Origin of the sequence: Listeria monocytogenes ATCC 19117 (genome assembly GCF_000307025.1) — a bacterium.
GTDB classification, from domain to species: Bacteria; Bacillota; Bacilli; order Lactobacillales; family Listeriaceae; genus Listeria; species Listeria monocytogenes_B.
Genome location: NC_018584.1, coordinates 2056454 through 2082985, shown reverse-complemented (window position 1 = coordinate 2082985; position 26532 = coordinate 2056454). Strand labels below are relative to the sequence as shown.

General features: G+C 39.2%; 25 protein-coding genes. 21 read left to right on the top strand and 4 right to left on the bottom strand.

The features are described from left to right. The first annotated feature begins 3 nt into the window (after positions 1-3). The 21 genes from LMOATCC19117_RS10260 (at position 4) to LMOATCC19117_RS10160 (ending at position 22339) form a co-directional block, all read left to right on the top strand. Positions 4-1308: a glycoside hydrolase family 125 protein gene (locus tag LMOATCC19117_RS10260; RefSeq protein WP_003734400.1), complete on the top strand. Its 1305-nt coding sequence runs from the start codon at positions 4-6 to the stop codon at positions 1306-1308. Positions 1309-1368: 60 nt separating this feature from the next. Further along, positions 1369-1980 (top strand): YesL family protein, encoded by a 612-nt coding sequence (locus tag LMOATCC19117_RS10255; RefSeq protein ID WP_003734401.1) that lies wholly within the window; start codon positions 1369-1371, stop codon positions 1978-1980. Positions 1981-2036: 56 nt separating this feature from the next. Continuing rightward, positions 2037-3776, top strand: coding sequence for a sensor histidine kinase (locus LMOATCC19117_RS10250; RefSeq protein ID WP_003727962.1), 1740 nt, complete (start codon positions 2037-2039; stop codon positions 3774-3776). Continuing rightward, complete coding sequence (locus LMOATCC19117_RS10245) at positions 3776-5260, top strand: response regulator transcription factor (RefSeq protein WP_003725760.1); 1485 nt, start codon at positions 3776-3778, stop codon at positions 5258-5260. Before LMOATCC19117_RS10250 ends, LMOATCC19117_RS10245 begins: the two co-directional genes overlap by 1 nt. A 112-nt stretch (positions 5261-5372) precedes the next feature. After that, positions 5373-6302, top strand: coding sequence for an ABC transporter permease (locus LMOATCC19117_RS10240; protein WP_003739389.1), 930 nt, complete (start codon positions 5373-5375; stop codon positions 6300-6302). 18 nt (positions 6303-6320) lie between these two features. Further along, positions 6321-7292: a carbohydrate ABC transporter permease gene (locus LMOATCC19117_RS10235; RefSeq protein WP_003727964.1), complete on the top strand. Its 972-nt coding sequence runs from the start codon at positions 6321-6323 to the stop codon at positions 7290-7292. 19 nt (positions 7293-7311) lie between these two features. Then, positions 7312-8769: an ABC transporter substrate-binding protein gene (locus tag LMOATCC19117_RS10230; RefSeq protein WP_003725758.1), complete on the top strand. Its 1458-nt coding sequence runs from the start codon at positions 7312-7314 to the stop codon at positions 8767-8769. 194 nt (positions 8770-8963) lie between these two features. Then, entirely contained in the window at positions 8964-10661 is a 1698-nt protein-coding gene (gene alsS / locus LMOATCC19117_RS10225; protein WP_003727965.1) for an acetolactate synthase AlsS, read from the top strand. Between the two features lie 116 nt (positions 10662-10777). Beyond that, positions 10778-11773 (top strand): aldo/keto reductase, encoded by a 996-nt coding sequence (locus LMOATCC19117_RS10220; protein WP_014929091.1) that lies wholly within the window; start codon positions 10778-10780, stop codon positions 11771-11773. A 172-nt stretch (positions 11774-11945) separates the two neighbouring features. Further along, positions 11946-12677, top strand: a complete 732-nt coding sequence (locus tag LMOATCC19117_RS10215; protein WP_003730807.1) for a GntR family transcriptional regulator — start codon at positions 11946-11948, stop codon at positions 12675-12677. Position 12678: 1 nt separating this feature from the next. Then, positions 12679-13380 carry a GntR family transcriptional regulator gene (locus LMOATCC19117_RS10210; protein WP_003740646.1) on the top strand — a complete coding sequence of 234 codons (702 nt, stop codon included), beginning with the start codon at positions 12679-12681 and terminating at the stop codon, positions 13378-13380. 19 nt (positions 13381-13399) lie between these two features. Then, positions 13400-13867: a PTS sugar transporter subunit IIB gene (locus LMOATCC19117_RS10205; protein WP_003726575.1), complete on the top strand. Its 468-nt coding sequence runs from the start codon at positions 13400-13402 to the stop codon at positions 13865-13867. Positions 13868-13889: 22 nt separating this feature from the next. Further along, positions 13890-14708 carry a PTS mannose/fructose/sorbose/N-acetylgalactosamine transporter subunit IIC gene (locus LMOATCC19117_RS10200; RefSeq protein ID WP_003734404.1) on the top strand — a complete coding sequence of 273 codons (819 nt, stop codon included), beginning with the start codon at positions 13890-13892 and terminating at the stop codon, positions 14706-14708. Beyond that, complete coding sequence (locus LMOATCC19117_RS10195; RefSeq protein ID WP_003723163.1) at positions 14689-15510, top strand: PTS system mannose/fructose/sorbose family transporter subunit IID; 822 nt, start codon at positions 14689-14691, stop codon at positions 15508-15510. The genes LMOATCC19117_RS10200 and LMOATCC19117_RS10195 overlap by 20 nt, the downstream gene beginning before the upstream one ends. Before the next feature lie 12 nt (positions 15511-15522). Continuing rightward, a complete protein-coding gene (locus tag LMOATCC19117_RS10190) occupies positions 15523-16587 on the top strand; it encodes an SIS domain-containing protein (protein ID WP_003744264.1) in 1065 nt (354 codons plus the stop codon). Between the two features lie 22 nt (positions 16588-16609). Continuing rightward, positions 16610-17605: an SIS domain-containing protein gene (locus LMOATCC19117_RS10185; protein WP_003734406.1), complete on the top strand. Its 996-nt coding sequence runs from the start codon at positions 16610-16612 to the stop codon at positions 17603-17605. A 16-nt stretch (positions 17606-17621) separates the two neighbouring features. Further along, positions 17622-18038: a PTS sugar transporter subunit IIA gene (locus LMOATCC19117_RS10180; RefSeq protein WP_003730809.1), complete on the top strand. Its 417-nt coding sequence runs from the start codon at positions 17622-17624 to the stop codon at positions 18036-18038. 97 nt (positions 18039-18135) lie between these two features. Further along, positions 18136-19083, top strand: a complete 948-nt coding sequence (locus LMOATCC19117_RS10175) for a sugar-binding transcriptional regulator (RefSeq protein ID WP_003734407.1) — start codon at positions 18136-18138, stop codon at positions 19081-19083. A gap of 62 nt (positions 19084-19145) precedes the next feature. Next, positions 19146-19817, top strand: a complete 672-nt coding sequence (gene deoC / locus LMOATCC19117_RS10170) for a deoxyribose-phosphate aldolase (protein WP_003724140.1) — start codon at positions 19146-19148, stop codon at positions 19815-19817. A gap of 79 nt (positions 19818-19896) precedes the next feature. After that, entirely contained in the window at positions 19897-20907 is a 1011-nt protein-coding gene (locus LMOATCC19117_RS10165) for a substrate-binding domain-containing protein (protein ID WP_003727974.1), read from the top strand. A gap of 130 nt (positions 20908-21037) precedes the next feature. Next, positions 21038-22339, top strand: a complete 1302-nt coding sequence (locus LMOATCC19117_RS10160; protein ID WP_003740642.1) for a pyrimidine-nucleoside phosphorylase — start codon at positions 21038-21040, stop codon at positions 22337-22339. A 36-nt stretch (positions 22340-22375) separates the two neighbouring features. Here the strand turns inward: LMOATCC19117_RS10160 and budA are convergent, their stop codons facing one another. The 4 genes from budA to leuC all read right to left on the bottom strand — a co-directional run bounded on the left by budA (position 22376) and on the right by leuC (position 26531). Next, positions 22376-23095: an acetolactate decarboxylase gene (budA, locus tag LMOATCC19117_RS10155; RefSeq protein WP_003725880.1), complete on the bottom strand. Its 720-nt coding sequence runs from the start codon at positions 23093-23095 to the stop codon at positions 22376-22378. A gap of 192 nt (positions 23096-23287) precedes the next feature. Beyond that, entirely contained in the window at positions 23288-24556 is a 1269-nt protein-coding gene (gene ilvA, locus LMOATCC19117_RS10150) for a threonine ammonia-lyase (protein WP_003725879.1), read from the bottom strand. 18 nt (positions 24557-24574) lie between these two features. Then, a complete protein-coding gene (gene leuD / locus LMOATCC19117_RS10145) occupies positions 24575-25156 on the bottom strand; it encodes a 3-isopropylmalate dehydratase small subunit (protein ID WP_003727975.1) in 582 nt (193 codons plus the stop codon). After that, positions 25143-26531: a 3-isopropylmalate dehydratase large subunit gene (leuC, locus tag LMOATCC19117_RS10140; RefSeq protein WP_003725878.1), complete on the bottom strand. Its 1389-nt coding sequence runs from the start codon at positions 26529-26531 to the stop codon at positions 25143-25145. Before leuC ends, leuD begins: the two co-directional genes overlap by 14 nt. Position 26532: the final 1 nt, after the last annotated feature.

Sequence of the window (26532 nt, the reverse complement as noted above, 5' to 3'; positions counted from 1 at the left end):
TACATGACAAACAAAGTACCAGCAAGCTTTAACAAATGGATAGAGAAAGTGAAAATGACTTTTCCAGAAAACGAAAAACTTCACCGCATGTTTGAAAAATGTTTTACGAATACGTATACAACTACTTTACAAGAAACAGAAGAGGGGCTTCCATTTGTTATTACAGGAGACATTCCAGCGATGTGGTTACGCGATTCTACAAGCCAAATTAGACCATATTTAATTGTGGCGGAAGAAGACGAAGAAATGGCGACTGTTATTGAAAACCTCGTAAAGTTACAAACTAACTGTATTTTGCATGACCCATACGCGAATGCTTTTAATAAATCAGCGAATGGTGCGGGATTTCAAAACGACAAAACAGCAATGACCGACCTGGTTTGGGAACGAAAATATGAAATTGATTCACTTTGCTATCCGATTCAATTAGCGTACCTATTATGGAAAAGTGCCAACCGTACTGGTCATTTTACCGAAGAATTTAGAAAAGCATTGCATCAAATCATCGAAGTTTTTAAAATCGAACAAAAACATACAGAGCAAAGTCCGTATCGTTTTGAACGAGAAAATGTGCGTCAATCAGATACCTTAAATAATAACGGAAAAGGAACGGATGTAAGCTATACTGGTATGTCTTGGAGTGGCTTTAGACCAAGTGATGACGCATGTATGTATGGCTACCTTGTACCGAGTAATATGTTTTTAGTTGTAGTGATGGATTACGTCCAAGAAATCGCAGCGGCGTTTTACCCGGATGATAAAGAATTGCTGAAAGATAGCGCAGATTTACGAAAAGAAGTTGCTGCAGGGATTGAAACCTATGCGAAACAAGCGCATCCGTATTACGGAGATGTTTACGCGTATGAAGTTGATGGAACAGGGCGTAAATTATTTATGGATGATGCTAACGTGCCAAGCTTGCTCGCTGCACCATACCTTGGTTTTTGCGAAAAAACTGATCCTGCATACCAAGCGACTAGAAAACTAATTTTAAGCCGAGAAAATCCTTATTTTGTCGAAGGTAGTGTACTTACAGGAATTGGTAGTCCACATACACCTGATCATTATGTCTGGCCGATTGCACTCAGCATCGAAGGATTAACGGCAGAAACAGAAGCGGAAAAACAAGCCATTTTAGAGATGCTGATTGCCGGAGATGGCGGAACGGATTATATGCACGAAGGTGTCAACGCCTCGAATCCAGCTGAATTCACGCGCGACTGGTTTGCTTGGTCGAATGCGATGTTTAGTGAATTTGTTTTAAGCATGTGCGGTGTGTACGTAAAAGGCAGCCCATTAAGTAAATAAAAAAAGAAAAGTCTGGGCGAAAACTCAGGCTTTCTCTTACTATCAAAGGAGAGAAAAAGAATGAAACTTATTGATAAATTTTCAGTTATTAGCGACTGGATTATCCGGCTCGTCTGGACAAATTTAGTATGGCTTTTCCTCGTATTGATCGGCGGGATTGTGCTTGGCTTTATGCCGGCAACGGTTGCTTTATTTACGATAACGAGAAAATGGGCGCGGGGCGATTTAGATGTACCAGTTTGGAAATCTGCTTGGCAAACTTATAAACAGGTGTTTGTTTCGGCTAATTTAGCGGGTGCAATTTTTGCGCTGATAGGGATTTTCCTGTATGCGGATTTGCGGATTGTTTTTGAATTAATGCAAGGTTTTTGGTCGACGATTTTATACTTCTTCTTAATGTTCTTGCTTTTTCTCGTGGGAATTGCGTTTTTGCAGTATTTCACAGTGTTTGTCCACTTCCAAATGAAAAATGCGCGTGCTTATGTCGGGCAAGCATTCTTGCTCGCGATTACTAGTTTTAAAAATACCTTTATGATTGTGGTTGGTCTTGTTTTTTGCGCATGGTTAATTTCGAAAATGCCTGCTTTTATTTTGTTTATTTCTGGTGTTTTACCAAGTTATTGGATAATGAAAATCAATTTACACCGCTTCAAGCAAATGGAGCCTAAGTAACCCCTTACATTATTGGTGATAGTATGCAATAATCAGAAAAGAAGAGGGGGCAGTGAATGAGCATGACACAAGAATTACCACGCAAGCGCGTTTTCAAAAGGATGTTGTTAATTTTTTCTTTAACAAGTCTTTTTACGGTGAGCTTGTTACTTTTTTTCATTTATAAGTACTATACTAATATTCAGCTAGATACCAATCTCCAAAGAGCGGAAACCATTGCGAATAAACAGCTCGATGCACTTACGGAGAAGCAAAAGGCATTAATTAGTTTAACGCAAGATATTTACCGTAATAGCGATTTGATGCAGGATGTTCAAATCGCGATGACAAATGATTACGGTAGCTACACAGAGCAAAATATCGATAACTATTTTAAAAGTAAAAATTTCTATTCTGTAGATATGCAAACGTATTTACAGTCTTATTTTTCGTATGATGAAGATATTATCGCGCTGCAGCTCATTTCGGATGATGGGAGTTACTCTTATACATTTCCGAGCCGTTACCGTGAATGGAAAGAAACGGTTGATACATACGGGGAGGCAAATATCGCCACCGAAGCATCAAAGCAAGGGACTTTTTATACAATCGAAAATAAAATAGTTGTGAAACAGCCGATTAATGATCCAAGCACATTAAAACAAATGGGTTATCTGCTTCTTTACATTGATCCGACTTTTCTAAGCAAATGGATTACGAAAGATTATCAAAACTCGATTTTTCAAATACAAAACACGAAGGGAGTCGAGTTATATTCCAACCACCCAAAGAAACAAATCCAAACGCCTGAAAAACAAGGATGGCTTCATGCTGACAACAAAAAAGTATACTTTCAAAAAACAGAAGATGAAACAAGTGGCTTGAAAAACAATACGTTTTTATATCGAGTAACAGATGACAGCGCGCCGCTCATCGAACTTACTTTATTTGGTATTGGGCTGTTATTAGTTATTTTTTCTATTAGCATTAATTTTGTTATTAGTAGGCGTTATTCTAAGCGGATTTTAACGATTATTGGCGGGATGAACCGGGTGGAAATGGGGACCCTTGATGCAAAGCTTCCGGTCGATAATAACGGGGATGAGCTGACGATGATTAGTGAGCGGTTTAACCATATGACAGAAAACCTCGATGCTTATGTGAAGAAGGTCTATAGCCTAGAAATGGAAGAACAAAAAGCGCGGCTCAAGGCACTCCAAGGTCAAATGCAACCTCATTTTCTTTATAATTCACTAGAAGCAATTAGGATGAACGCACGCGTAGAAGGAGCCAAAGCGACAAGTGATATGATTTATCAACTTGCAACACTACTGCGCTACACAGCTAATCACCGTGAAATCACCACTTTAGGTGAAGAAATCAATTACGTGAAACAATATGTCCGCTTTATGGAAATGCGCCACGAACAGCCAATTAAGCTGGAAATCAATATTGAAAAACGTTTCAATCATACGCAGATTCCACGGTTTGCTCTGCAGCCGCTTATTGAAAACTTTTTCAAATATGCTTTTAAAGAAAATCAAAATCCAATAGTCGTAATTACGGTCACTGCAGAAAATGACAATTTACAATTTAGAATTGAAGACAATGGTTCGGGAATCGATGCAGAGAAATTAAAAGAAGTGCAAGCAACAATTGAAAGTAAAGATGAGACGAGCCACATCGGTCTAGCTAATTTAAACAAACGATTGCAGCTTTTATATGGAGAAAATTATCGATTAACAATCAAGAGTAAAGCAAATGAAGGTACCATCATTCTGTTTCAAGTACCTCAAAATACGGGAGGAGAAAAGTAATGCTAAAAATTGTACTAGTAGACGACGAGCCCCTTATTCTCAAAGGTTTAGAAAGTATTATTCCAGAATTTGAGCAATCAATTGAAATTGTTGGAACGGCTAAAAATGGCGCAATAGCCTTAGAGTTATTTGCTAATCAAGACGTAGATGTCCTTTTGACCGATATAGAGATGCCTGTAATGAATGGTTTAGAATTAATCGACGAATGGAAAAAGCGGCAACCAACGACTAAAACTATTGTTCTCTCCGGATTTGAAGATTTTCATTATGTGAAACGTGGACTTTCAGCGGGAATCGAAAATTATTTACTAAAACCTTTAAATGAACAAGAATTAAAAGAAACATTTATACAAATAGAGAAAAAACAATTGACAGACAGTGTGATACCAAGGGAAGAAGCGTATTACATTTTACGGGACAATACGATTTGGCGTTGGCTAAATTTACGAATTAACAAAGAAGAATGGGAAGAGCGACTAGCATTATACGATATGATATTAAATTCAAAGGAAAATGCCGTTCTCATCCAAATTCAACCAACAAAAGAAATCAATCTGACTGAATGGAAAAATCTTTCTGAACAATATCGGAAGGACTTTCCATTTATGCTACTTACGCCAGAAAATGAAATAATTATAGGAATAACCGAACAAACTTCGATATCCGAACAAATTTTAGCGATTCATCAAGATGTGAAAAAACGCCTTTCGAATGAAGCTTTTTACCTGTTTATCAGTGAAAAAGTACAAGGTGAAATGATGTACCCGCAAGCCTTTCGCCAACTTACTAGGTTGCTTCCAGAACGACTTGTGCAAGAGCCTGGTAGCCTAATTGCCTATCAAAAACGTACCAAACATACTTGGCGTCCGAAAAGAAAGCAACATCAACTCGCGAAGCTTCTAGTGATGAATAACGAAAAAGAAATTAAAGCGTGGATCCAGCACTTTTTTAAAGAATGGAATGACCACAAGCTGGAAAGCGACCCGCATCAAATGCTCCATATTTTGAATGAGCTGCTTGTGATGATGGCGGAATCGGATCCGAAAGAGTTAAGCGAATCCATGGGGAGAATTGCCGAAGAAACGAGTATTGAGGGATTGGAAGAGGCGACGCTAGCCTACGCTATTCGTTACTATAACCGCAAAAAACAAACAGATGAATCAAAAAGCCCCATTATTCAAAATGTGCTTTCCTATATCACGGAACATTTTGCAGAAGGAATGTCTTTAAAAACACTCGGTAACGACTTTCATATTAATGCTGTTTATCTCGGTCAACTTTTTCAAAAAGAAATGGGCGAACACTTTACGGATTATCTAAATCGCTACCGGGTGAACTATGCAAAAGAAGAATTACTGCAAACAAAAGATAACTTAACCATTATCGCTGGGAAATCTGGTTATACCGATATGGCTTATTTTTATCGCCAGTTCAAAAAGCACACAGGCGAAACACCAAATCGCTACCGAAAAATCCATCAATAAAATTATTTCTAATATTTGTCTATAAATCTAAACATCCGCAACTATTTAACCCCACGTAAAAACGATAAACTAAAGATGTTGAAAGCACTTACAAAAAAGAGGGGTGAATGGATTGAAAAAAGTTTTATCACAAATTCGAGCTAATCGGATTTGGCTTTTAATGGTACTTCCAGGCGTCCTTTGGTTCCTGGTTTTCTCATACTTACCAATGTTTGGTACAGTGATTGCATTCAAAGATTACAAGATTGATGGGAAAGGATTTTTATCCAGTATTATGAGTAGCGACTGGGTGGGACTTGAAAATTTTAAATTCCTATTCCAAACAAACGACGCTTTTATTATTACCCGAAACACCGTTCTTTATAATTTAGTATTTATTATTGTTGGGCTGTTTCTTGGTGTAGCACTTGCTATTATTTTCAACAGCTTACTAAATAAGCGAGGAGCAAAAATTTATCAAACGGGAATGCTTTTCCCCCATTTTTTATCATGGGTAGTTGTCAGCTATTTCTTGTTCAGTTTTTTGAGCGAAGACAGTGGGCTGATGAATAATATTTTACTTGCATTCGGACAGGACCCGATTTCCTGGTATAACGATCCGAAATACTGGCCGTTTATCCTTATCATGATGAATGTTTGGAAAGGCTTGGGTTATGGAAGTATTGTCTACCTGGCAGCAATTGCCGGAATTGACCGGACCTACTACGAGGCGGCAATGATTGATGGCGCTGGCAAATGGCAACAAATTAGGCATGTAACAATTCCTGCACTAACGCCACTGATGGTTATTTTAACGATTTTGAATGTCGGGAAGATTTTTAACTCTGATTTTGGTTTGTTTTATCAACTACCGCGAAATTCAGGACCACTTTATCCTGTGACGGATGTTATTGATACATATGTATACCGTGGTTTAACGTCACTTGGAGATATGAGTATGAGTGCGGCAGCTGGTTTCTATCAGTCCATCGTCGGCTTTATTCTAGTGCTACTCACAAACTACATCGTGAAAAAAATAAATCCAGAATATGGCTTATTTTAGAAAAGGAGGCGAGGTGCTTTGGCAGAACAGCTTGAAGCAGTGAGTGAAATAGAACAAGTCCGAGGCGAAATGGAAAAACCAGCAAAAAATAAACCAGCTAAAGACATTATTGGTTTTGGGAAAAAGATGAACGTAGCGATGAATATTATGCTCGCTTTCCTAGCGCTCATTTGTATTTTTCCATTTTTGTACATTATTGTTATTTCTTTTTCTAGTGAATCATCTCTGGCAGCAAATGGCTTTCAACTAATACCCAAAGAGTGGAGCATGGAAGCGTATGAGTACTTATGGAAGATGAAAGGACAACTATTACAATCATACGGTATTACCATTTTAGTTACAGTAATTGGTACGGTATGTAGTGTTGCAATGATTGCTCTTTACTCTTACGCAATATCAAGACCACAATTTAAGTATCGTCGTCAATTTACATTTATTGCCTTTTTTACCATGTTATTTAGTGGCGGGATGGTGCCTGCCTATATCGTGATGACGCAATTTTTGCACTTACGAAATAGCATTTGGGCGATGATTTTACCACTAGCAATGAATGCTTTTTACATTATGATTATGCGCACGTTCTTTTTACGGTCTATTCCAGAACCAATACTTGAGGCGGCTCGAATTGAAGGCGCTGGGGAACTACGGATCTTTTTACAAATGGTTGTTCCACTTTCTTTACCAGGGCTTGCGACAATCGCGCTTTTCTCTACACTAGGATACTGGAATGACTGGTTCCAAGCGTCACTTTATATTGATAATCCGAATTTAGTGCCGCTACAATCGCTACTTATGAAAATTGAAAACAACTTAGAATTCATGCGACAAAACTCTGAAATTGCTTATACTGCCGGCGCGTTTAAGTCCATACCACAAGACGGTGCAAAAATGGCGATGGTTGTTATTTCGACATTACCAATCGCAATCACCTATCCGTTTTTCCAAAAATACTTTATTAGTGGACTCACAATTGGCGGCGTAAAAGAATAAAAAAGATGGAGGGAATTTAATGAAGAAGAAATGGGGAGTAATCATCGCATCACTCTGCTTGCTACTAGGTTTAAGCGCGTGCGGAAGCGATGAGAAGGCAGACGCAAATGAAGTTCCGACACTGAAATGGTACATGATTGGAACGCCACAAAAAGACACGGAAGAAGTAATGAAAGAAGTAAATAAATATACAGAAGAAAAAATTGGCGTCAAAGTAGAAATGACACAAATTGACTGGGGCGACTACGGTAAACGGATGCAAACCGTTATTAACTCCGGAGAAAACTTTGATATTGCTTACTCTGCAGCGGGAGAATTCGTTTCTTACTCACAAAAAGGCGCATTCTTGCCATTAAATAAATATCTAGATAAAGAAGGCAAGAATATGAAAGCCGAGTTAAATGATGTACTTTGGGAAGGTGCAACCATTGACGGAAACATTTACGGTGTTCCTTCGAACAAAGAAGTCGGCGAGCAACAAGTATACGTTTTTAACAAAAATCTTGTCGATAAATATAAAATGGACGTAACGAAAGTAAAAAACTTTAGCGATTTAGAACCAATGTTAAAAACAATTAAAGAAAACGAACCAAGTATCACACCAATCGGCGGGAACAAAGACTTTAAGCCAGCTTTCCCATATGACTATTTGATTGATAATGCAGTACCTCTTCCTTTTGCAGTAAATCAATATGAAGACACTGGCAAAATCGTCAACTTCTATGAGCAACCCGAAACATTAGATATCCTAAAATCGCTTCATAGCTTCTACCAAAAAGGATATGTCACAAAAGATATCGCAACCTCCACAGATCCGTGGTCATACGATAAAGAAAACTGGTTTGTGCGAATCGAAAAATACCAACCATATGCAGAAAATATTTGGGATAAAAATACAGGCGGCAAATATAAAGTAGTCACACAGCCAATTGCTGAAACTCCTATCATCAAAAATAACTCTGTAACTGGTGCGATTCAAGCTGTTTCTGTTACGAGCCAACACCCGGAAGAAGCAGTGAAATTCCTTGATTTACTTAACACGGATGAATATTTACGTAATTTAGTTGATAAAGGAATTGAAGGAACCCATTATAAAGAGTTAGATGACGGTAAAATTCAAGATCTACCAGCACGTGTGGAACGTTACAGCATGCCAACGTATGCGCTTGGAAATCACTTCATTCTAAAATTATATGAAGATGAGCCAGCAGATAAATGGGATCAATTTAAAGAGTTCAATAGAAAATCAGTCGCATCACCGGGCTTAGGTTTCTATTTTGACTCCTCTAAAGTTCGAACTGAAATAGCGTCGATTACCAATGTGTGTAATGAATTTGCGCCGGCACTTCTTACAGGAACCGTTGATCCTGTTGAATATACGGAAAAATTCAAAGCGAAGTTAAATGATGCAGGTATGAAAAAAGTAATGAAAGAAATGCAAAAACAATACGATGAATTCCGCGCTTCACAAGAATAAATACCAGAAAGGACTTAGTTTATCTAAGTCCTTCTTTTTTTGTATAACAGTTTTTATATAATTATATAACAGTTTTTGAGTCAGTAACCTTGCAAAAATTCTTTTGAGTAGTATAATTAGTCTTGTGAATGAGGTTTTTATAAAATCTGTACTATTAAAATTTAAATAATTTATATAACAAAAGGATGATAACGATGGCGAAACTAGAAAAAGACCAAGAAAAAGTAATAACACAAGGAAAATCAGGAGCGGATTTAGTTGTAGACAGCTTAATTAATCAAGGTGTTACGCATGTATTCGGGATTCCAGGAGCAAAAATTGATAAAGTTTTCGATGTGATGGAAGAACGTGGACCAGAATTAATTGTCAGTCGTCATGAGCAAAATGCGGCGTTTATGGCTGCCGCTATCGGTCGTCTAACCGGAAAACCTGGTGTTGTACTTGTAACTAGTGGACCCGGCGCATCGAACCTTGCCACTGGACTTGTAACAGCAACTGCTGAAGGAGATCCAGTCGTTGCGATAGCTGGAAATGTAACCAGGCAAGACCGCCTTAAAAAAACCCATCAATCAATGGATAATGCAGCACTTTTCCGTCCAATTACAAAATATAGCGAAGAAGTAGTTCACGCTGAAAGTATCCCGGAAGCAATCACTAACGCTTTTCGTTCGGCGGCAGAACCAAACCAAGGCGCTGCTTTTGTCAGTTTGCCACAAGATATCGTGAATGAACCAAACGTACCAGTAAAAGCGATTCGCCCACTTGCTAAACCAGAAAATGGTCCAGCTTCCAAAGAACAAGTTGCGAAACTCGTTGCTCGTTTGAAAAAAGCGAAATTACCAGTATTGCTATTAGGTATGCGAGCATCTAGCCCGGAAGTAACTGGTGCGATTCGTCGCCTACTCCAAAAAACAAGCATCCCAGTTGTAGAAACCTTCCAAGCAGCTGGTGTCATCTCACGTGATTTAGAAGATAATTTCTTTGGGCGTGTAGGTCTCTTCCGCAACCAACCAGGGGATATTTTGCTAAATAAAGCTGATTTAGTTATTACAGTAGGTTACGATCCAATTGAATATGATCCAAAAGCCTGGAATGCTTCGGGTGATAGAACGATTGTACATTTAGATGACATCCGAGCAGATATTGACCACTACTATCAACCTGTGACAGAATTAGTCGGAAACATCGCGCTTACTTTAGACCGAGTGAATGCGAAATTCAGCGGTTTAGAATTAGCGGAAAAAGAACTTGAAACCTTAAAAGAACTTCACGCCCAATTAGAAGAACGAGATGTTCCACCAGAAAGTGATGAAACTAACCGAGTACATCCGTTGTCGGTCATTCAAACGCTGCGTTCGGCAATTGATGACAACGTAACTGTGACAGTCGACGTTGGTTCACATTATATTTGGATGGCACGTCATTTCCGGTCCTATGAACCACGCCGTCTGCTTTTCAGTAACGGTATGCAAACGCTTGGTGTCGCGCTTCCTTGGGGGATTGCTGCAACACTCGTACATCCGGGTGAAAAAGTGGTTTCGATTTCTGGTGACGGTGGCTTCCTATTTTCTGCCATGGAATTAGAAACAGCTGTCCGCTTGCGTGCGCCACTTGTGCACCTTGTATGGAATGACGGTAGCTATGACATGGTCGCCTTCCAACAAAAAATGAAATACGGCAAAGAAGCAGCAGTTCGTTTTGGTGATGTCGATATTGTTAAATTCGCCGAAAGCTTCGGTGCAAAAGGACTTCGCGTAACTAAACCGTCAGAACTTAGTGATGTGTTAAAAGAAGCCCTTGAAACAGAAGGTCCCGTCGTTGTAGATATTCCAATTGATTACCGTGATAACATCAAACTCGGCGAAACTTTACTACCTGACCAATTTTATTAAAACGTTAAAAATCTCTCGGATTTCCCGAGAGATTTTTTTATAGTTAAAGGTTGACTTGGAGTGGACTTCAAGGTTTATGCTGTAATAGTACTAGAAATTAACTAGGAGGGTTTTGAATGGAATATGTTAAATTTGGCAACACTGGCATGGATGTTTCGAAAATCTGTTTAGGGACAATGGGGTTCGGTGATAAAGACAAATGGATTCATAAATGGGTTTTGAACGAAGCGAACAGTCGCCCTATCATAAAAAAAGCACTCGATTTAGGCATAAATTTCTTTGATACGGCGAATATTTATTCTTACGGTGAAAGTGAAAAAATCGTTGGACGTGCACTAAAAGACTATGCTAACCGCGATGATGTTGTGTTAGCAACCAAGGTGCAACAAACAATGCGCCCGGATCGCCCGAATAGTGGTGGCTTATCCAGGAAAACCATTTTGAGCGAAATCGACCATAGCTTAAAACGACTAGAAACGGATTATGTAGATTTATATATCATTCACCGTTTTGATGAAAATACGCCAATCGAAGAAACGATGGAAGCTTTACACGATGTCGTTAAGTCCGGGAAAGCGCGTTACATTGGAGCGAGTGCTATGTATGCTTGGCAGTTTCAAAAAGCACAACGCGTCGCAGAAAGAAACGGTTGGACAAAATTCGTTTCCATGCAAAATCATTACAATATGATTTACCGGGAAGAAGAGCGAGAAATGATTCCATTTTGTCGCGATGAAAAAATTGCGATTACGCCATACAGCCCGCTAGCATCAGGACGATTAACGCGAGATTTGAATGAAACAACCAATCGTTCCGAAACGGATCCAGTTCAAAAATCCAAATACGATGACATGATGAATGCAGATAGAGGTATTATTGAACGTGTGGCTGAACTTGCGGAAACACATCAAGTATCTCGAGATAAGATTGCTTTAGCGTGGCTATTAAATAAAGATGAAATCACTTCGCCAATCATCGGTGCACAAAAAGTAAGTCATCTGGAAAGCGCGGTAGAGGCGCTAAATATTCAATTAACGGCAGCGGAAGTTAACTATCTAGAAGAATTATATATCCCGCACCCAGTAGTTGGAGCACTACCTACAACTAAATAATCAAATGGAGCATGAGTTGGATGGAAAAATCTGACTCATGCTTTTTTTTATGTAAAAAGACTATTGACAAACAAAATGCAACCGTTTACAATGAAGTGGTATTAAAAATGTTTGAAGCTGTATCTTTTTAAAAAGTGAAATAGATAGATGATTTGAAAAAAGAGGTGGAAATATGGAATATAAAGACTTGTCGCCAGCAGTGCAAAGTGAAGAACAACTAAGACAGCTTATCCAAGAAAAAGTAGCAGCCGGAGAAACAAGTTTCCCATCAGAACGTGCGCTTGAAAACGAACTAGGTGTCAGTAGAACTACACTCAGACGGTCACTTGATACCCTTGAAAAAGAAGCGGTCATCCAAAAAAGAAACCGAAAAGGAATCGAAATCAATCAAAAGCAAACAATCAATATTTTGCAAATGAATTCCATGAGCAGCCAATTGCCGGGAGAACAAAAAGTAGAAGTAATGTCACAAGAAATAGTAGCCGGCAAAGACGAGGTGAACCACTTTTTAAACTTAAGTGAAGATAAGCCGGTGTTTAAATTGGTTCGGCGAAGAATAGTTGATAATAAGCCGTTTTCCTATGAAATATCTTTTATTGATAGCACGAGATTTGCTGGTATTGAGAAAATCGATTTAAATAATTCCTCGTTATACAATGTGTTAGAAAAGCAGTTTGCTATTAAACCTACCTACGGGCGCGAAGAATTGCGCTTTGTATCAGCGAATGAAAAGCTAGCAGAAGCATTAAAGGTACCACTAAACACGCCACTTTTTGAAGTAGTAAGTAAAGCATTTGATCAAAATGATGAACCTTTTGAGTACAGTAAACAATATCTAATTGGTAATCAAATCAAATACAAAATCAATGCGAAAAACATATTTGATTACTTGGAGGATGAGTGAAATGGGAGCTAAAAAGCCACTTTTTGAAGTAATAGCTTCAGAAATAAAAGATAGTATTAATCGCGATGAATATAAGCCGGGAATGCTAATGCCGAACGAAACAGCCTTGCAAGAAATTTTTTCTAGCAGTCGGACAACGATTCGCCGCGCGGTAGATCTATTAGTCGAAGAAGGTTTAGTTGTTCGTAAAAACGGTGTTGGGCTATACGTTCAACCAAAACTAACAGCTCAGAACATTTTAGAAATGACAGGTGTTATGAAAACCGATACCAATGAAAATCTAAAAAAAGATATTAAAGACTTTTACATCCGTAAAGCTGGAAAATTTTACGCAGAGAAGTTTGGTATAAAAGAGAATGAACTTGTGTATTCTATCAAGTTTGTCCAAAAAAGTGAGCATGGTGTCACACTAGATCGCTTAATTTTACCGTTAAGTTTATACCCTGATTTACAAGCAAAGGATTTTCAAATTATTAATATTATTGAGCTTGTTAATTCAGGTAAATATAAATTATTTGAGCTTGAGCAGGAACTTCAACTTATTTTAGCTGGGAATGAGCAAATCAAAAATATGCATATAGACGAAAATGATCCTGTTTTCAAATTGAGTAGTGTCTTTTATGCAGAAAACGAGATGCCAATTGCCATCCAATATCATTATGAAGATGCTGAGTCGACCAAATATGTAGTTGATTTTAACTAATACGAAGGAGGAAGAAAAAATGATTCAATTTCTAAGAGTGGACCATCGTTTACTACATGGACAAGTAGCTGTGTCTTGGTTTAATGCTTTAGATGTAAATACAATTTTAGTGGCAAATGATGGGGTAGCGGCGGACGATTTCCGTAAGTCGGCAATACGTCTTGCTAAACCCGAGGCGGCAAAACTAGTCATGAAAAGTATCGATGAAAGTATCGAAGCGATTAATTCCGGCGTCACTGACAAATACAACATGCTTATTGTTGTCGAATCAGTTGAAGACGCTTACAAATTAATCCATGGTACGAATGGTAAAATCCCGATGTTAAATCTAGGCGGAACAAAGCAACGAGAAGGAACAGCTAATTTTTCCAAAGCAATCAATTTAACACCTGAAGAAGTAGCGAAGTTAAAAGAACTTCAAAAAGAAAATGTAGATGTATTTATGCAACAAGTGCCTAACGAGAAAAAAGTAACCTTTGAAGCATAAAAGACGAAAGAAGGGATAAATTATGGAACAGTTTGGAACAGCGATTTTGCTTGCACTTGCAGCAATGCTTGCAAATGGAGAATATTTATTTGGTTCATCGATGCTATCAAGACCACTGGTAACATGTACACTCGCCGGACTTATCATGGGTGATGTACAAATGGGGATTATTATGGGAGCAACTTTGGAATTAGCTTTTGTAGGATCATTTTCTATCGGAGCATCTATTCCTCCAGAAATTATTTCAGGAAGTATACTAGGAACAGCCTTTGCGATTTCGACTGGCGAGAGCACAGCGGTAGCATTAGCACTTGGAATTCCGATTGCTTCCCTTGTACTTGTCGTTAAAAATCTATGCTTCATTTTCGTATTACCTTACTTTGTTCATAAAGCAGATAAATACGCACTCGAGGGTAATTCACGAGGAATCAGTCGAATGCAACTGCTCGGCGGATTTTTATCGATCAACTTACCAATTGGTATTATTGTCGCAACGTCCTATCTAGTCGGAAGCCCAGTCATCCAAAACGTACTTGATGCCATCCCGGCTTTCGTTATAACAGGACTTGGAATTGCGACAGGTTTACTGCCAGCATATGGTTTTGCTTTACTTCTCAAATTAATGGTCAATAAGAAGAATGCCGTATTTTTCGTATTTGGCTTCGCATTAGCTGTTTATTTAAAAGTTCCTGTAACAGGCATAGCGATTTTCGCTGCATGTTTAGCGCTAATTTTAACAGGTTATGCAACGCTTAAAAATGACAATGGTCCAAAGAATTCGAATACAGAGCCAGCACTTGCGAATGATGGAGGTATAAATTATGAAGATGAAGAGTTCTGACGTATTAACAAAAAAAGACTTAATGAAAGTTTTCTGGCGCTCGTTCACGATGGAATGGTCATGGAACTACGAACGACAATCCAATCTCGGTTATGGATTTTCCATGCTACCAGCCTTAAACAAAATTTTTAAAAATGATAAAGATAAACGAATTTCTTCTTATCAAAGGCATTTAGAATTTTATAACGTAACACCGTGGCTTTCCACTTTTCCGCTAGGGATTTCGATTGCGATGGAGGAACAATCTGCGAAAGATAAAGATTTTGACACAGACTCCATCAATAATATAAAAGTAGCGTTAATGGGACCGCTGAGTGGGATTGGAGATTCGTTCTTCTGGGGAACTTTACGCGTTATCGCTACAGGTATTGGAACTTCCTTAGCACTTCAAGGAAATATGTTAGGGCCGATTTTGTTCCTTCTTATTTTCAATATTCCAGCTATTCTGACTCGTTATTATGGATTATTTATTGGCTACAATATCGGAGCTAATTTTATCGAAAAAATTCAAAAAACTGGATTAATGGATAAACTGTCTTATGGTGCTTCGGTTATCGGGCTGGCCGTAGTTGGTGCAATGGTCGCCACGATGGTGAACATTAACATGCCAATGAAATTTGGCTCTGGTGATGATGCAGTAACGATTCAAAGTGTTTTTGACGGTATCGTCCCAGGAATCCTAGCACTTGGCTTCACCTTCTTTATTTTCTGGTTAGATAAAAAAGGACTAAAAGCACATTGGATTCTTTTATTAATCGCAGGAATTGGAATTTTAGGAGCGTTCACAGGTTTATTAAAATAAGTAGGTGAAAAAATGAAAAACATGGATTATTATATCCGGTCGGAACAAAGTGTTTATGAAAATATCATCCGAAGTCGAAAAGATCTTTTACAAAAGGTCATTCAAATGGAGAAAGTGGACTATCAAGCAATTGTTATTTTTGCAACAGGTTCTAGTTCTAATGCGGCATTTGCAGCGCAGTTATATATGTCGGATAAACTCGCTATTCCCGTATATGTGGAAGAACCGTCTACTGCAGGAAATTACATGCTTCACTTAAACAAAAACACCTTATACATCGCTATATCACAAGGTGGGCACAGTTATTCCACTATTCATCTCGTAAAAGAAATTGAGCGTCAAGGTGGCATTGTTTTCACTTTAACGAGCGACTTAACAAGCCCGATTGCGAAAGAAAGTACGCGGGCAATTGATCTCGGGATGGGGATAGAAGAGATGCCATATGTCACGCTTGGTTATAGCGCAACCATTCTCATGTTGAATTTAATGGCGCTTGAGCTAGCCCTTTTACAAGAGAAAATGTTGGAAGAAGAATATCAAGCGGAAATTGCAGAATTGAAAAAAATTACCGCTAATTTACCAAAAGTGGTAGAGAAATCAGCAGCTTGGGTAGACGCGCATACACAGGAATTGATGGAAGCGGAACGAGTTTTCTTCATAGGATACGGCGCTGCTTATGGTGTAGCGCGCGAAGGAGAAACAAAAGTAACAGAAACCATCCGGATTACAGCTTTTGGTAAGGAGTTAGAAGAATATATGCACGGACCTTATATAGGTTTATCCGAGCAAGACTATATTATCTTCCTTGAACCTCAAGGCTTACTAGAAGACCGCGCAGAAAAATTAAAACAATTTTTACAAGGCCATGTAAAGAAAATCCGAACATTTTATGCGGATGCAGGCGGGGAAAAGGCAGATGATTTATTACTCGGTGTGCGGGCAGCAGAACTTCTGACACCGCTGTTTATGACTATTCCGGTTCATTTATTATCCTTTGAAATTTCCAAGAAAAAAGGAATTAATTTAGAAGTATCCGCTTTTCCAGAATTTGACCAAATAACGAAATCCAAAATTTAACCAAAGAAAGTAGGAATGAATAGTGCTAAAATTTGATGAACAAAAAGTGAGAGAAAACATGGAAGGAGCGCTAAAATTACGCCCGCAAATTAATGAAGTAGTTGACCAAATACATGACCGCGGCTTTAGTAATATTTGCTGGCTAGGAATTGGCGGTACATACGCGTCCGCCATGCAAGCGGTGGTGCATATGAAAGAAAAAACGGCATTAGAAACTTTTTATGAAAATGCTGCTGTGTTTCTAACGACAGGCAATAAACGTGTTACTAAAGATACCCTTGTAGTCATTTCATCGGTAACTGGAAGTACGCAAGAAGTGGTAGATGCTGTGAAAAAATGTAATGAAATTGGCGCAACGGTATTTGGGTTTATTGATAAAGCAGAAGCAGAACTTGCGACTTTAGTAGATCACTTAATCTCCTATCCGTTAAATGAACAATTAAAATTCTTCATGGTAGCAGATCGTTTTATGTATTTAGCTGGCGAATTTGAAGATTACGATGCGTTTTATCAAGAAATGGATCAACATTTTGCTGAAGGGATTGTCGAAGTAGAAAAAGCGGCGGATAAATTTGGTCAAGAATTTGCGCTAAAACATCATCAAGACGACATTCATTATTTCGTTGGTGCTGGGAACCAGTGGGGCGCGACCTATTCTTACGCAATGTGTTATTGGGAAGAGCAACACTGGATTAAAACAAAATCAATTGAGTCTCACGAGTTTTTCCATGGCATGTTTGAAATTGTAGAACGCGATACCCCGGTTACCATTTATGTGACAGAAGATAGCCAGCGTTCTTTAAGCGAGCGAGTAGTTAATTTCATTCCGCAAATCTGTGCCAATTATACAGTCATTGATGCAAAAGATTACGATATGCCGGGTATTTCCGCCAAATTCAGAGGAGCGTTATCACCATTTATTATCCACGCAGTAAATAATCGCATTGACGTACACGTGGAAAAAATTAACTGTCATCCAATGGAAATCAGAAGATATTATCGTCAGTTAGACTATTAAAAAGGCGGTTTGAAAAATGAAAGCAATTTTTGTTTGTACCCATGGAAATGCCGCAAAAGAACTCATTCAATCTGCAGAAATGATTTGCGGTAAACAAGAAAATACAAGTTTTGTTCCTTTTGAAGTGAATGAATCCGCGGAAAATTTACAGGCGAAAATTGCCAGTGAAGTAGCTAAACTCGATCTAACAGAAGGGATCTTATTTCTAACTGATTTAAAAGGTGGGACTCCGTTTAATGTACTCGTTCGGTTACTTCGGAATTTTGATGCAGTAGAACTTGTCGCAGGCGTGAATATTCCGCTTTTATTAGAAGCATTCCTCAGCCGTGAAACGCTATCCTTAAAAGAACTTGCGAATCAAGTTGCCGAAACTGGGCGGTTAGGAATTTATGAATATGCCGCGCCGCTTGAAGAAATAGAAGAAGATTTTTAATAGGAAAAAGACAGCCGCGGCTGTCTTTTTTTTATCTTCTCTCTCGAACTATCCCCGCTGTTACGTTATACTAAAAAGAAAACGATGGAGGGATGAAATGGATAAACAGAAAGAACAGCTCAGCGTAGAGGTTGCGAGACTTTATTATCAGGCGGATCTAGGTCAGCAAGAAATCGCCACACGCCTAGGTGTATCCAGACCGACCGTTTCCAGATTACTCCAAAACGCGAAAACAAAAGGATACGTCAAAATCGAAGTCCAAGATCCATTTTCTAACCTAACAGAACTGGCCGTGGCTTTAAAAGAAAAATACCAACTTAAAAATGTCACCGTTGCGTTCAGTCAAACAAATGATTATAGCGAAATCACCAAGCAAATCAGCCAAAGTGCCGCTGAATACTTAGAAGAAATTATCCATGATGGCGATATTCTTGGCGTAAGTTGGGGAACAACGATGTACAAAATTGCCCAAAAACTAGCCCCGCTAAAAGCAGAAATAAAAGTCGTCCAATTTAAAGGTGGTGTGAGTCATTCTGATGTCAATACGTATGCGGCCGAAACATTAGCGTTATTCGGTGCAGCTTATGACACCGCGCCAGTATCACTTCCACTTCCTGTAGTCCTTGATAATCCACTCGCTAAACAAATGGTAGAAGCAGACCGCCATATAAAAAATATCATCGAACTCGGTAAAAAAGCCAATATCGCTATTTTTACAGTAGGAACCGTGCGTGATGAGGCCCTGCTATTCCGCCTAGGCTATTTTTCCGATCAAGAAAAGGCTCGCTTAAAAGAAAAAGCAGTCGGCGATATTTGTTCGCGATTTTTCACAATTGGCGGCGAAATCGCTGACGAGAAAATGGACGAACGAACCATTGGTATCGACTTGCAAGATTTAAAGCAAAAAGAAACAGCCATTCTTGTCGCAGGTGGTGAACGAAAAATAAAAGCGATTCATGGCGCACTTCGAGGCGGTTATGCCAATCATTTTATTACCGACCAATTTACCGCAAAACAACTACTTGAACAAAATTTCATCAATTAGTTTACAAATGTTCTGTAGTGCGATATGATGAAACCAAATCCAATTTTAAAGGAGTTTTTAAAATGACAATTGCCAAAATGATCGATCACACTGCTTTAAAACCAGACACAACGAAAGAACAAATTTTAACACTAACAAAAGAAGCAAGAGAATACGGTTTTGCTTCCGTATGCGTAAATCCAACTTGGGTAAAACTATCCGCTGAACAACTTGCTGGAGCAGAATCTGTAGTATGTACTGTTATCGGTTTCCCACTAGGAGCGAATACCCCTGAAGTAAAAGCATTTGAAGTAAAAGATGCTATCCAAAACGGTGCAAAAGAAGTGGATATGGTTATTAATATCGGCGCACTAAAAGACAAAGACGACGAACTAGTAGAACGTGATATTCGCGCTGTAGTCGATGCTGCCAAAGGAAAAGCATTAGTAAAAGTAATTATCGAAACTTGCCTATTAACAGACGAAGAAAAAGTTCGCGCATGTGAAATCGCTGTAAAAGCGGGAACAGACTTCGTTAAAACATCCACTGGATTCTCCACAGGTGGCGCAACTGCCGAAGATATCGCCTTAATGCGTAAAACTGTAGGACCAAACATCGGCGTAAAAGCATCTGGTGGGGTTCGTACGAAAGAAGACGTAGAAAAAATGATCGAAGCAGGCGCAACTCGTATTGGCGCAAGTGCAGGTGTCGCAATTGTTTCCGGCGAAAAACCAGCCAAACCAGATAATTACTAATTTTGGATGAAACCCCTTTATTATTATTCTTAAATGTGGCAAAATAAGGAGAATAGATAATCTGACTGGGGGAGTTTAAATGGCTGCAACCATCCGCGAAATAGCAGAAAAGACAGGCGTTTCAATTACGACGATTTCTCAAATTTTGAATGGTAAAGGGGAACGATTTAGCGACTTAACTCGTGAAAAAGTTCTGAAAACAGCAAAAGAGATGTCTTACAAACCAAACTTTTTCGCCAAAAATATGATTGTTAGTCACACAAACACCATCGGAATGATTGTCCCGGAAGTAACGGATCCTTTTTTTTCACAAATGGTAAAAGGGGCCGAAGATTACTTGAATAAAGAAGGTTACATGATTATGCTCTGTAACTCTTCTAATGATAAAGAACGTGAAGATTTATATGTAGAAGAATTATTGCACCGGGCTGTCGATGGCTTAATTATCGCCAGCCCTAATATTCTGCTTTCAGGTGTTATCAAACGCATGGAAGAGAAGCGTTCTCCGTATATTTTACTCGATCGTCAGCGGAATCCAAGGCAAGAAGGGAATATCGCGATTGATGATTTCAAAGGCGGTTATATGGCGACCGAGCATTTAATCAAACTAGGCCATACGCGCATCGGAATCATTATTTCGGATACATCTTTTTATAACGTACATGAACGCTACGAGGGTTACTTGGCGTGCATGAAAGACTATAAACTTACTGTAAAAGATACTTGGATTGTAAGCGGGGATCAGACGATGAATGGCGGTTATGTTGCGACGCAAAAGTTACTCCAAGAAAATCTGAGTGCCATTTTTGCAACCAATGATTTAATGGCGATGGGAACCTACCGAGCCGCACTTGAAAAAAACCTGCATATTCCTACTGATCTTAGCGTCATCGGATTTGATGATATTGAACTTTCCGAATATATGACACCGCCACTTACAACCATTCGGCAACCAATCTATGGTATCGGCGAAATTGCTGCCGAACTATTACTGAAAAATCTCCAAAATCCAACCGAGAAATTAGAGAATCGTTTACTCGATATTTCACTAATCAACCGTAGTAGTACAAAAAGTATTGACAACCAGTAAGGGAGTAAGTTATAGTGAGCATGTTAAGCACATGTTCTTGTTTAGTAAAACGGTTTACTTAAAAAGTGTAACCGTTCTCAATAAAGGTACATAAAATGCTAAAGTGGACAAAAAGAAAGGGTGAAGAGAAATGAGAATGGTGGATATTATTTCCAAGAAAAGGGACGGCAAAGCTTTATCAACAGAAGAAATTCAGTTTTTCATTGATGGCTATACAAATGGGGAAATTCCAGATTATCAAGCAAGTGCTCTAGCCATGGCAATCTTTTTCCAAGATATGAATGATCAAGAACGCGCAGATTTAACAATGGCAATGGTTGGCTCTGGCGATACGATTGACCTATCCGCAATTGAAGGAATCAAAGTCGATAAACATAGTACTGGCGGTGTTGGTGATACGACGACACTTGTTCTTGCTCCGCTCGTAGCAGCAGTTGGCGTACCGGTTGCAAAGATGTCTGGCCGTGGCTTAGGTCATACAGGAGGAACCATTGATAAACTAGAATCTATCGAAGGCTTCCATATCGAACTAGATAAGAAAGATTTCATTGACCTAGTAAATCGCGACAAAGTAGCAGTTATTGGTCAATCAGGTAATCTTACACCAGCAGATAAAAAAATGTACGCGCTTCGTGATGTAACAGGAACCGTAAACTCAATACCACTAATTGCAAGCTCTATTATGAGTAAAAAAATCGCAGCGGGCGCAGATGCAATCGTACTTGATGTAAAAACAGGTGCTGGTGCATTTATGAAAACCGACGAGGATGCCGAAAACCTAGCACATGCAATGGTTCGCATCGGTAATAATGTTGGTAGAAATACGATGGCAGTCATTTCTGATATGTCCCAACCACTTGGCGAAGCAATCGGAAATGCTTTAGAAGTAAAAGAAGCCATCGATACATTAAAAGGCCAAGGACCAGAAGATTTAACAGAATTAGTTCTTGTACTTGGTAGTCAAATGGTCGTACTAGCCAAACAAGCGGAAACACTCGACGAAGCCCGCGCTAAATTAATTGAAGTAATCGAAAACGGTGCAGCACTTGAGAAATTCAAAACATTCCTTTCCAATCAAGGTGGCGATGCAAGCATTGTTGATCACCCAGAAAAACTTCCGCAAGCAAAATACCAAATCGAAGTACCCGCTAAATCATCTGGCTTCGTAAGTCAAATCGTTGCCGATGAAATTGGCATTGCTGCAATGATCCTAGGCGCCGGTCGCGCAACGAAGGAAGACGAAATCAATCTAGCAGTAGGTTTAATGCTACGCAAAAAAGTGGGCGATGCTGTTAAGGAAGGCGAATCACTCGTAACGATTTTCGCTGACCAAGAAGATGTCGAAAACGTAAAAGCAAAAATCTACGAAAACATTCAAATTTCCGACCACGCAACAGCACCAACCCTTGTTCATAAAGTTATTACAGAATAAAAGAAAGCTCCCAATTTAATTTGGGAGCTTTCTTTATCAATTTTCCGCGGCTTCAATCTGTTCCAACATATCCGGCGTACTTAAATCACTTCTTAAGAATTCCGTCGTTTGAGGTAATTGTAGTTCAAATTCTGTTTGTTGCGCAACTTCTACGGTACCTTCCAGCATTTCATAATCAAATACATGACCGCCGATTTTACGCATATCGTCAATAAAATGCACATGATAGCCAGAAACGCCAATACCGCTAATATAAGCGGGCGTCCAAAAACCAACAATTGTACCCGTAATATATTCAAAATGGTACGTTGGTTGTTCTTTTACCGCTTCAATGAGTGGCGGATAAGGCCTTTGTTGTTTTGGTACAACGCGCGTATCCACATAACGGAAATTCCCGGTCATTTTCACTGCATAAAAAACATTTGGTCCTTGTACTAATTCTGCGATTTTTTCTTCCACCGCTTGTTTTGATGTCGGTTCGGAAACGGAAAAAGAAGTATCAGCATCAAAAAAAGTGGTGCTCGCATAAGGTGTCGTATCTTCTGGCTTTACTTTATAAGCTTGCCCGTCTGATCGTATTTGAAAAGCTTCTCCGTCTAAAATAATTAATTCACCATCAAATTGGTCAAGTGTTCCTATACCGAGGTCACCGTGTTGTAATAATTCTTTGAAACTCGTTGTTCCGCTAAAAAGCCCACCAACAAGTGCTGCCATTGTAGAATGCTGAAATAATCGATTTTTTCTAACTGTGTCCATTATTGCCACTCCTTGCATTGTTATATATGAAAAGTTATTTTTTAATAATACAGTTTAATTTCTATATGTTCATTATACTACTTTATATCCTTAAACAAAAGATTTTAAACCAAATTTTAAAATAAACTGTTACTATAACAGGATAGTAAACTGTAATATAAAAAGAGTTCTCGCATCATACGAGAACTCTTTTTATACAAGTAATGTGTATAGGGTTTGATTATCATTAATCGGAATATAGCTCGGGTCAAAAGCAGCAACCCGCTCAAGCAATCCTTCATAATCATTTTTATCTTGCAACAAAACACCGATAATTACAGGCCCATTACCTCGATTCACTTTTTTCGTATATTCGAATTTGGTGATATCGTCATGTGGACCGAGCACATCGTTAACAAATTCTTTCAAAGCCCCAGGACGCTGCGAGAAATTGACGATAAAATAATGTTTTAATCCTTCGTGTAAGAGGGAACGCTCTTCAATTTCTTGCATCCGGTTGATGTCGTTGTTTCCGCCACTTACAATACAGACAACGGTCTTGTCTTTAATCTCTTCACGGTAAATTTCAAGTGCGGCAACGGATAGTGCTCCAGCAGGTTCTGCAACAATTGCTTGCTTCGTATACATATCCAAAATCGTAGAACAAACAGCTCCCTCAGAGACGGTTGTCACTTCATCAACTAATACTTTCGCATGTTGGAACGTTAAGCCACCAACTTCTTTTACCGCAGCGCCATCAACAAATTTATCGATTTTATCTAGTGTTACGACTTGATTTTGTTTTAAAGCTGCTGTCATTGAAGGCGCGCCATCAGGTTCTACCCCGATGATTTTTGTAATCGGGCTCTTTGCTTTGAGATACGTTGCAACACCGCTAATTAAGCCACCACCACCGATTCCTGCAAAAACATAATCTGCTTGCTCATGTGCTTTATTTAAATCTTTCACCATCTCCACAGCAAGAGAGCCTTGGCCAGCGATAATATCAGGATCATCAAACGGAGGGATGAAAGTTTGGCCATGTGTTGCAGCAAATTCTTTCGCGGCAGTTGCAGAAGCATCAAACGTATCGCCAACTAAAACCACTTCGACATTACTACCACCGAAAAATTTTACTTGTGATACTTTTTGTTGCGGGGTAGTTGTTGGCATAAAAATCGTAGCTGGGACGGTCATTCGTTTGCACGTATATGCAACTCCTTGCGCATGGTTTCCCGCACTTGCACATACCACACCTTTTTCCAATTGTTCCGCTGATAATCTAGAAATAGCATAAAAAGCACCACGTAATTTAAAAGAACGCACTCTTTGCAAATCTTCGCGTTTCAGATAGACATTGCAATGATATTTTTCCGAAAGATAAAAATCATATTCTAGTGGCGTATGTTTGACGACCGCCTTTAAGACTTCATAGGCCTTTTCGACATCTTCTTCTGTTACTAATAAATCAACTAATTCCATCATCCTCACTACCTTTTCTTATATTGAATCCACTTTTTGTTCATAGGCTTTAATCGCATCAATATGTTCAAATGTAATGGCGATATCATCCAGTCCATTAATAAATTTATTTTTCCAAGTAGCATCAATCTCAAACGGGTAGGTACCAACTGAACTGATAACTTGTTGATTTGGCAAGTCAATGGTCACATTTTCATCGGCTGCAATTTTCGCTAATTTTTCACGCGCCTCTCTAGGAAGAACGATAGGGAGCACGCCGTTTTTTGTACAATTCATATAAAATATATCACTATAACTGCCAGCGATAATTACACGGAAACGGTAGTCGAGTAGTGCCCACGCAGCATGTTCTCTAGAGGACCCGCAACCAAAGTTATCTCCCGTAATTAAAATAGTCGCTTCCTGACGATCTGGAGCATTGAGCGGGAAGTCTGGGTTTGGTTTACGGTTCGGCAGGTAGCGCCAACTATCAAAGAGAAATTCGCCAAAGCCAGTACGTTCAATGCGTTTTAAGAAACTTTTTGGAATGATTTGGTCGGTATCAATATTGTCATTCATTAGCGCTACTGTTTTTCCAATGTGTACTTTAATTTCCTCCACTGATAACCGCCTCCTTTCGAATATCGATAAAGTGCCCGTTAATTGCCGCAGCAGCAGCCATTGCTGGTGAAACAAGATGAGTACGAGCGCCTTTACCTTGACGACCTTCAAAATTTCGGTTCGAAGTAGAAGCACAGTGAACGCCGTCTGGTACTTGATCAGGGTTCATTCCTAGACACATCGAACAACCAGGTTCACGCCACTCAAAGCCAGCTTCTATAAAAATTTTATCTAGTCCGATAGATTCTGCCGCATTACGCACTTGGCGAGAACCAGGGACCACGAGTGCGCGAATATTATTTTTCACTTTATTTCCTTTGACGATACGAGCAGCTTCTTCTAAGTCAGAAAGTCTGGCATTTGTACAAGAACCAATAAACACATAGCCAAGCTCGATTTCTTCTGCAGTTTGACCAGGTTTTAGCCCCATATATTCATAAGCACGCTCATAGTTCATATCTTTAATTTCCGGAAATGCTTTAGAAAATGGCACTCCCATTTCGGGATTCGTTCCCCAAGTGACATACGGTTCCAAAATGCTCGCATCCATTTTGATATGAAGGTCATATTCGGCATCTGGATCTGTTTGGAGCGTTTTCCAGTCACTAATTGCTTTATCCATATCAGCGGGAGCGTATTCACGACCGCGCACATATTCAAAAGTAGTTTCATCTGGCGCCATCATGCCCATCTTTGCGCCACCTTCAATTGCCATATTACAAATCGTCATCCGTTCTTCCATCGACATATTGCGAATAGTTTCGCCGTAATACTCAACGGCATAGCCAGTTCCAAAAGCGACGCCATACGTGGCAATCAGATGCAAAATAATATCTTTTGCATAGACACCTTTTGGAAGATTGCCGTTAATTTCTATGCCCATTGATTTTGGCTTTTGTTGCCAAATGGTTTGAGTCGCAAAAACATGCTCTACTTCACTAGAACCAATCCCAAAGCCAATTGCTCCAAATGCTCCATGAGTTGCAGTATGCGAATCTCCACATACAATGACTTTTCCAGGTTGTGTTAGCCCAGTTTCTGGTCCAACCATATGCACGATTCCTTGGCGATCACTACCCATATCAGCTAGCGTCACGCCAAATTCCTCGCAATTGGTTTGCAGTGCTTCGATTTGTTTTTTAGCAACAAGGTCTTGAATGTTGAAAATATCTTCAGTTGGAACGTTATGATCCATTGTCGCGAACGTTTTATCTGGTCTACGCAGTGGCCGATTTTCCATTCTAAGTCCTTCAAACGCTTGAGGAGAAGTAACTTCATGAATCAAATGAAGGTCAACGTATAATAATTGCGGTTCACCTTCTTTACCATAAATGACATGGCGGTTCCAAAGTTTATCAAAAAGTGTTTTCCCCATT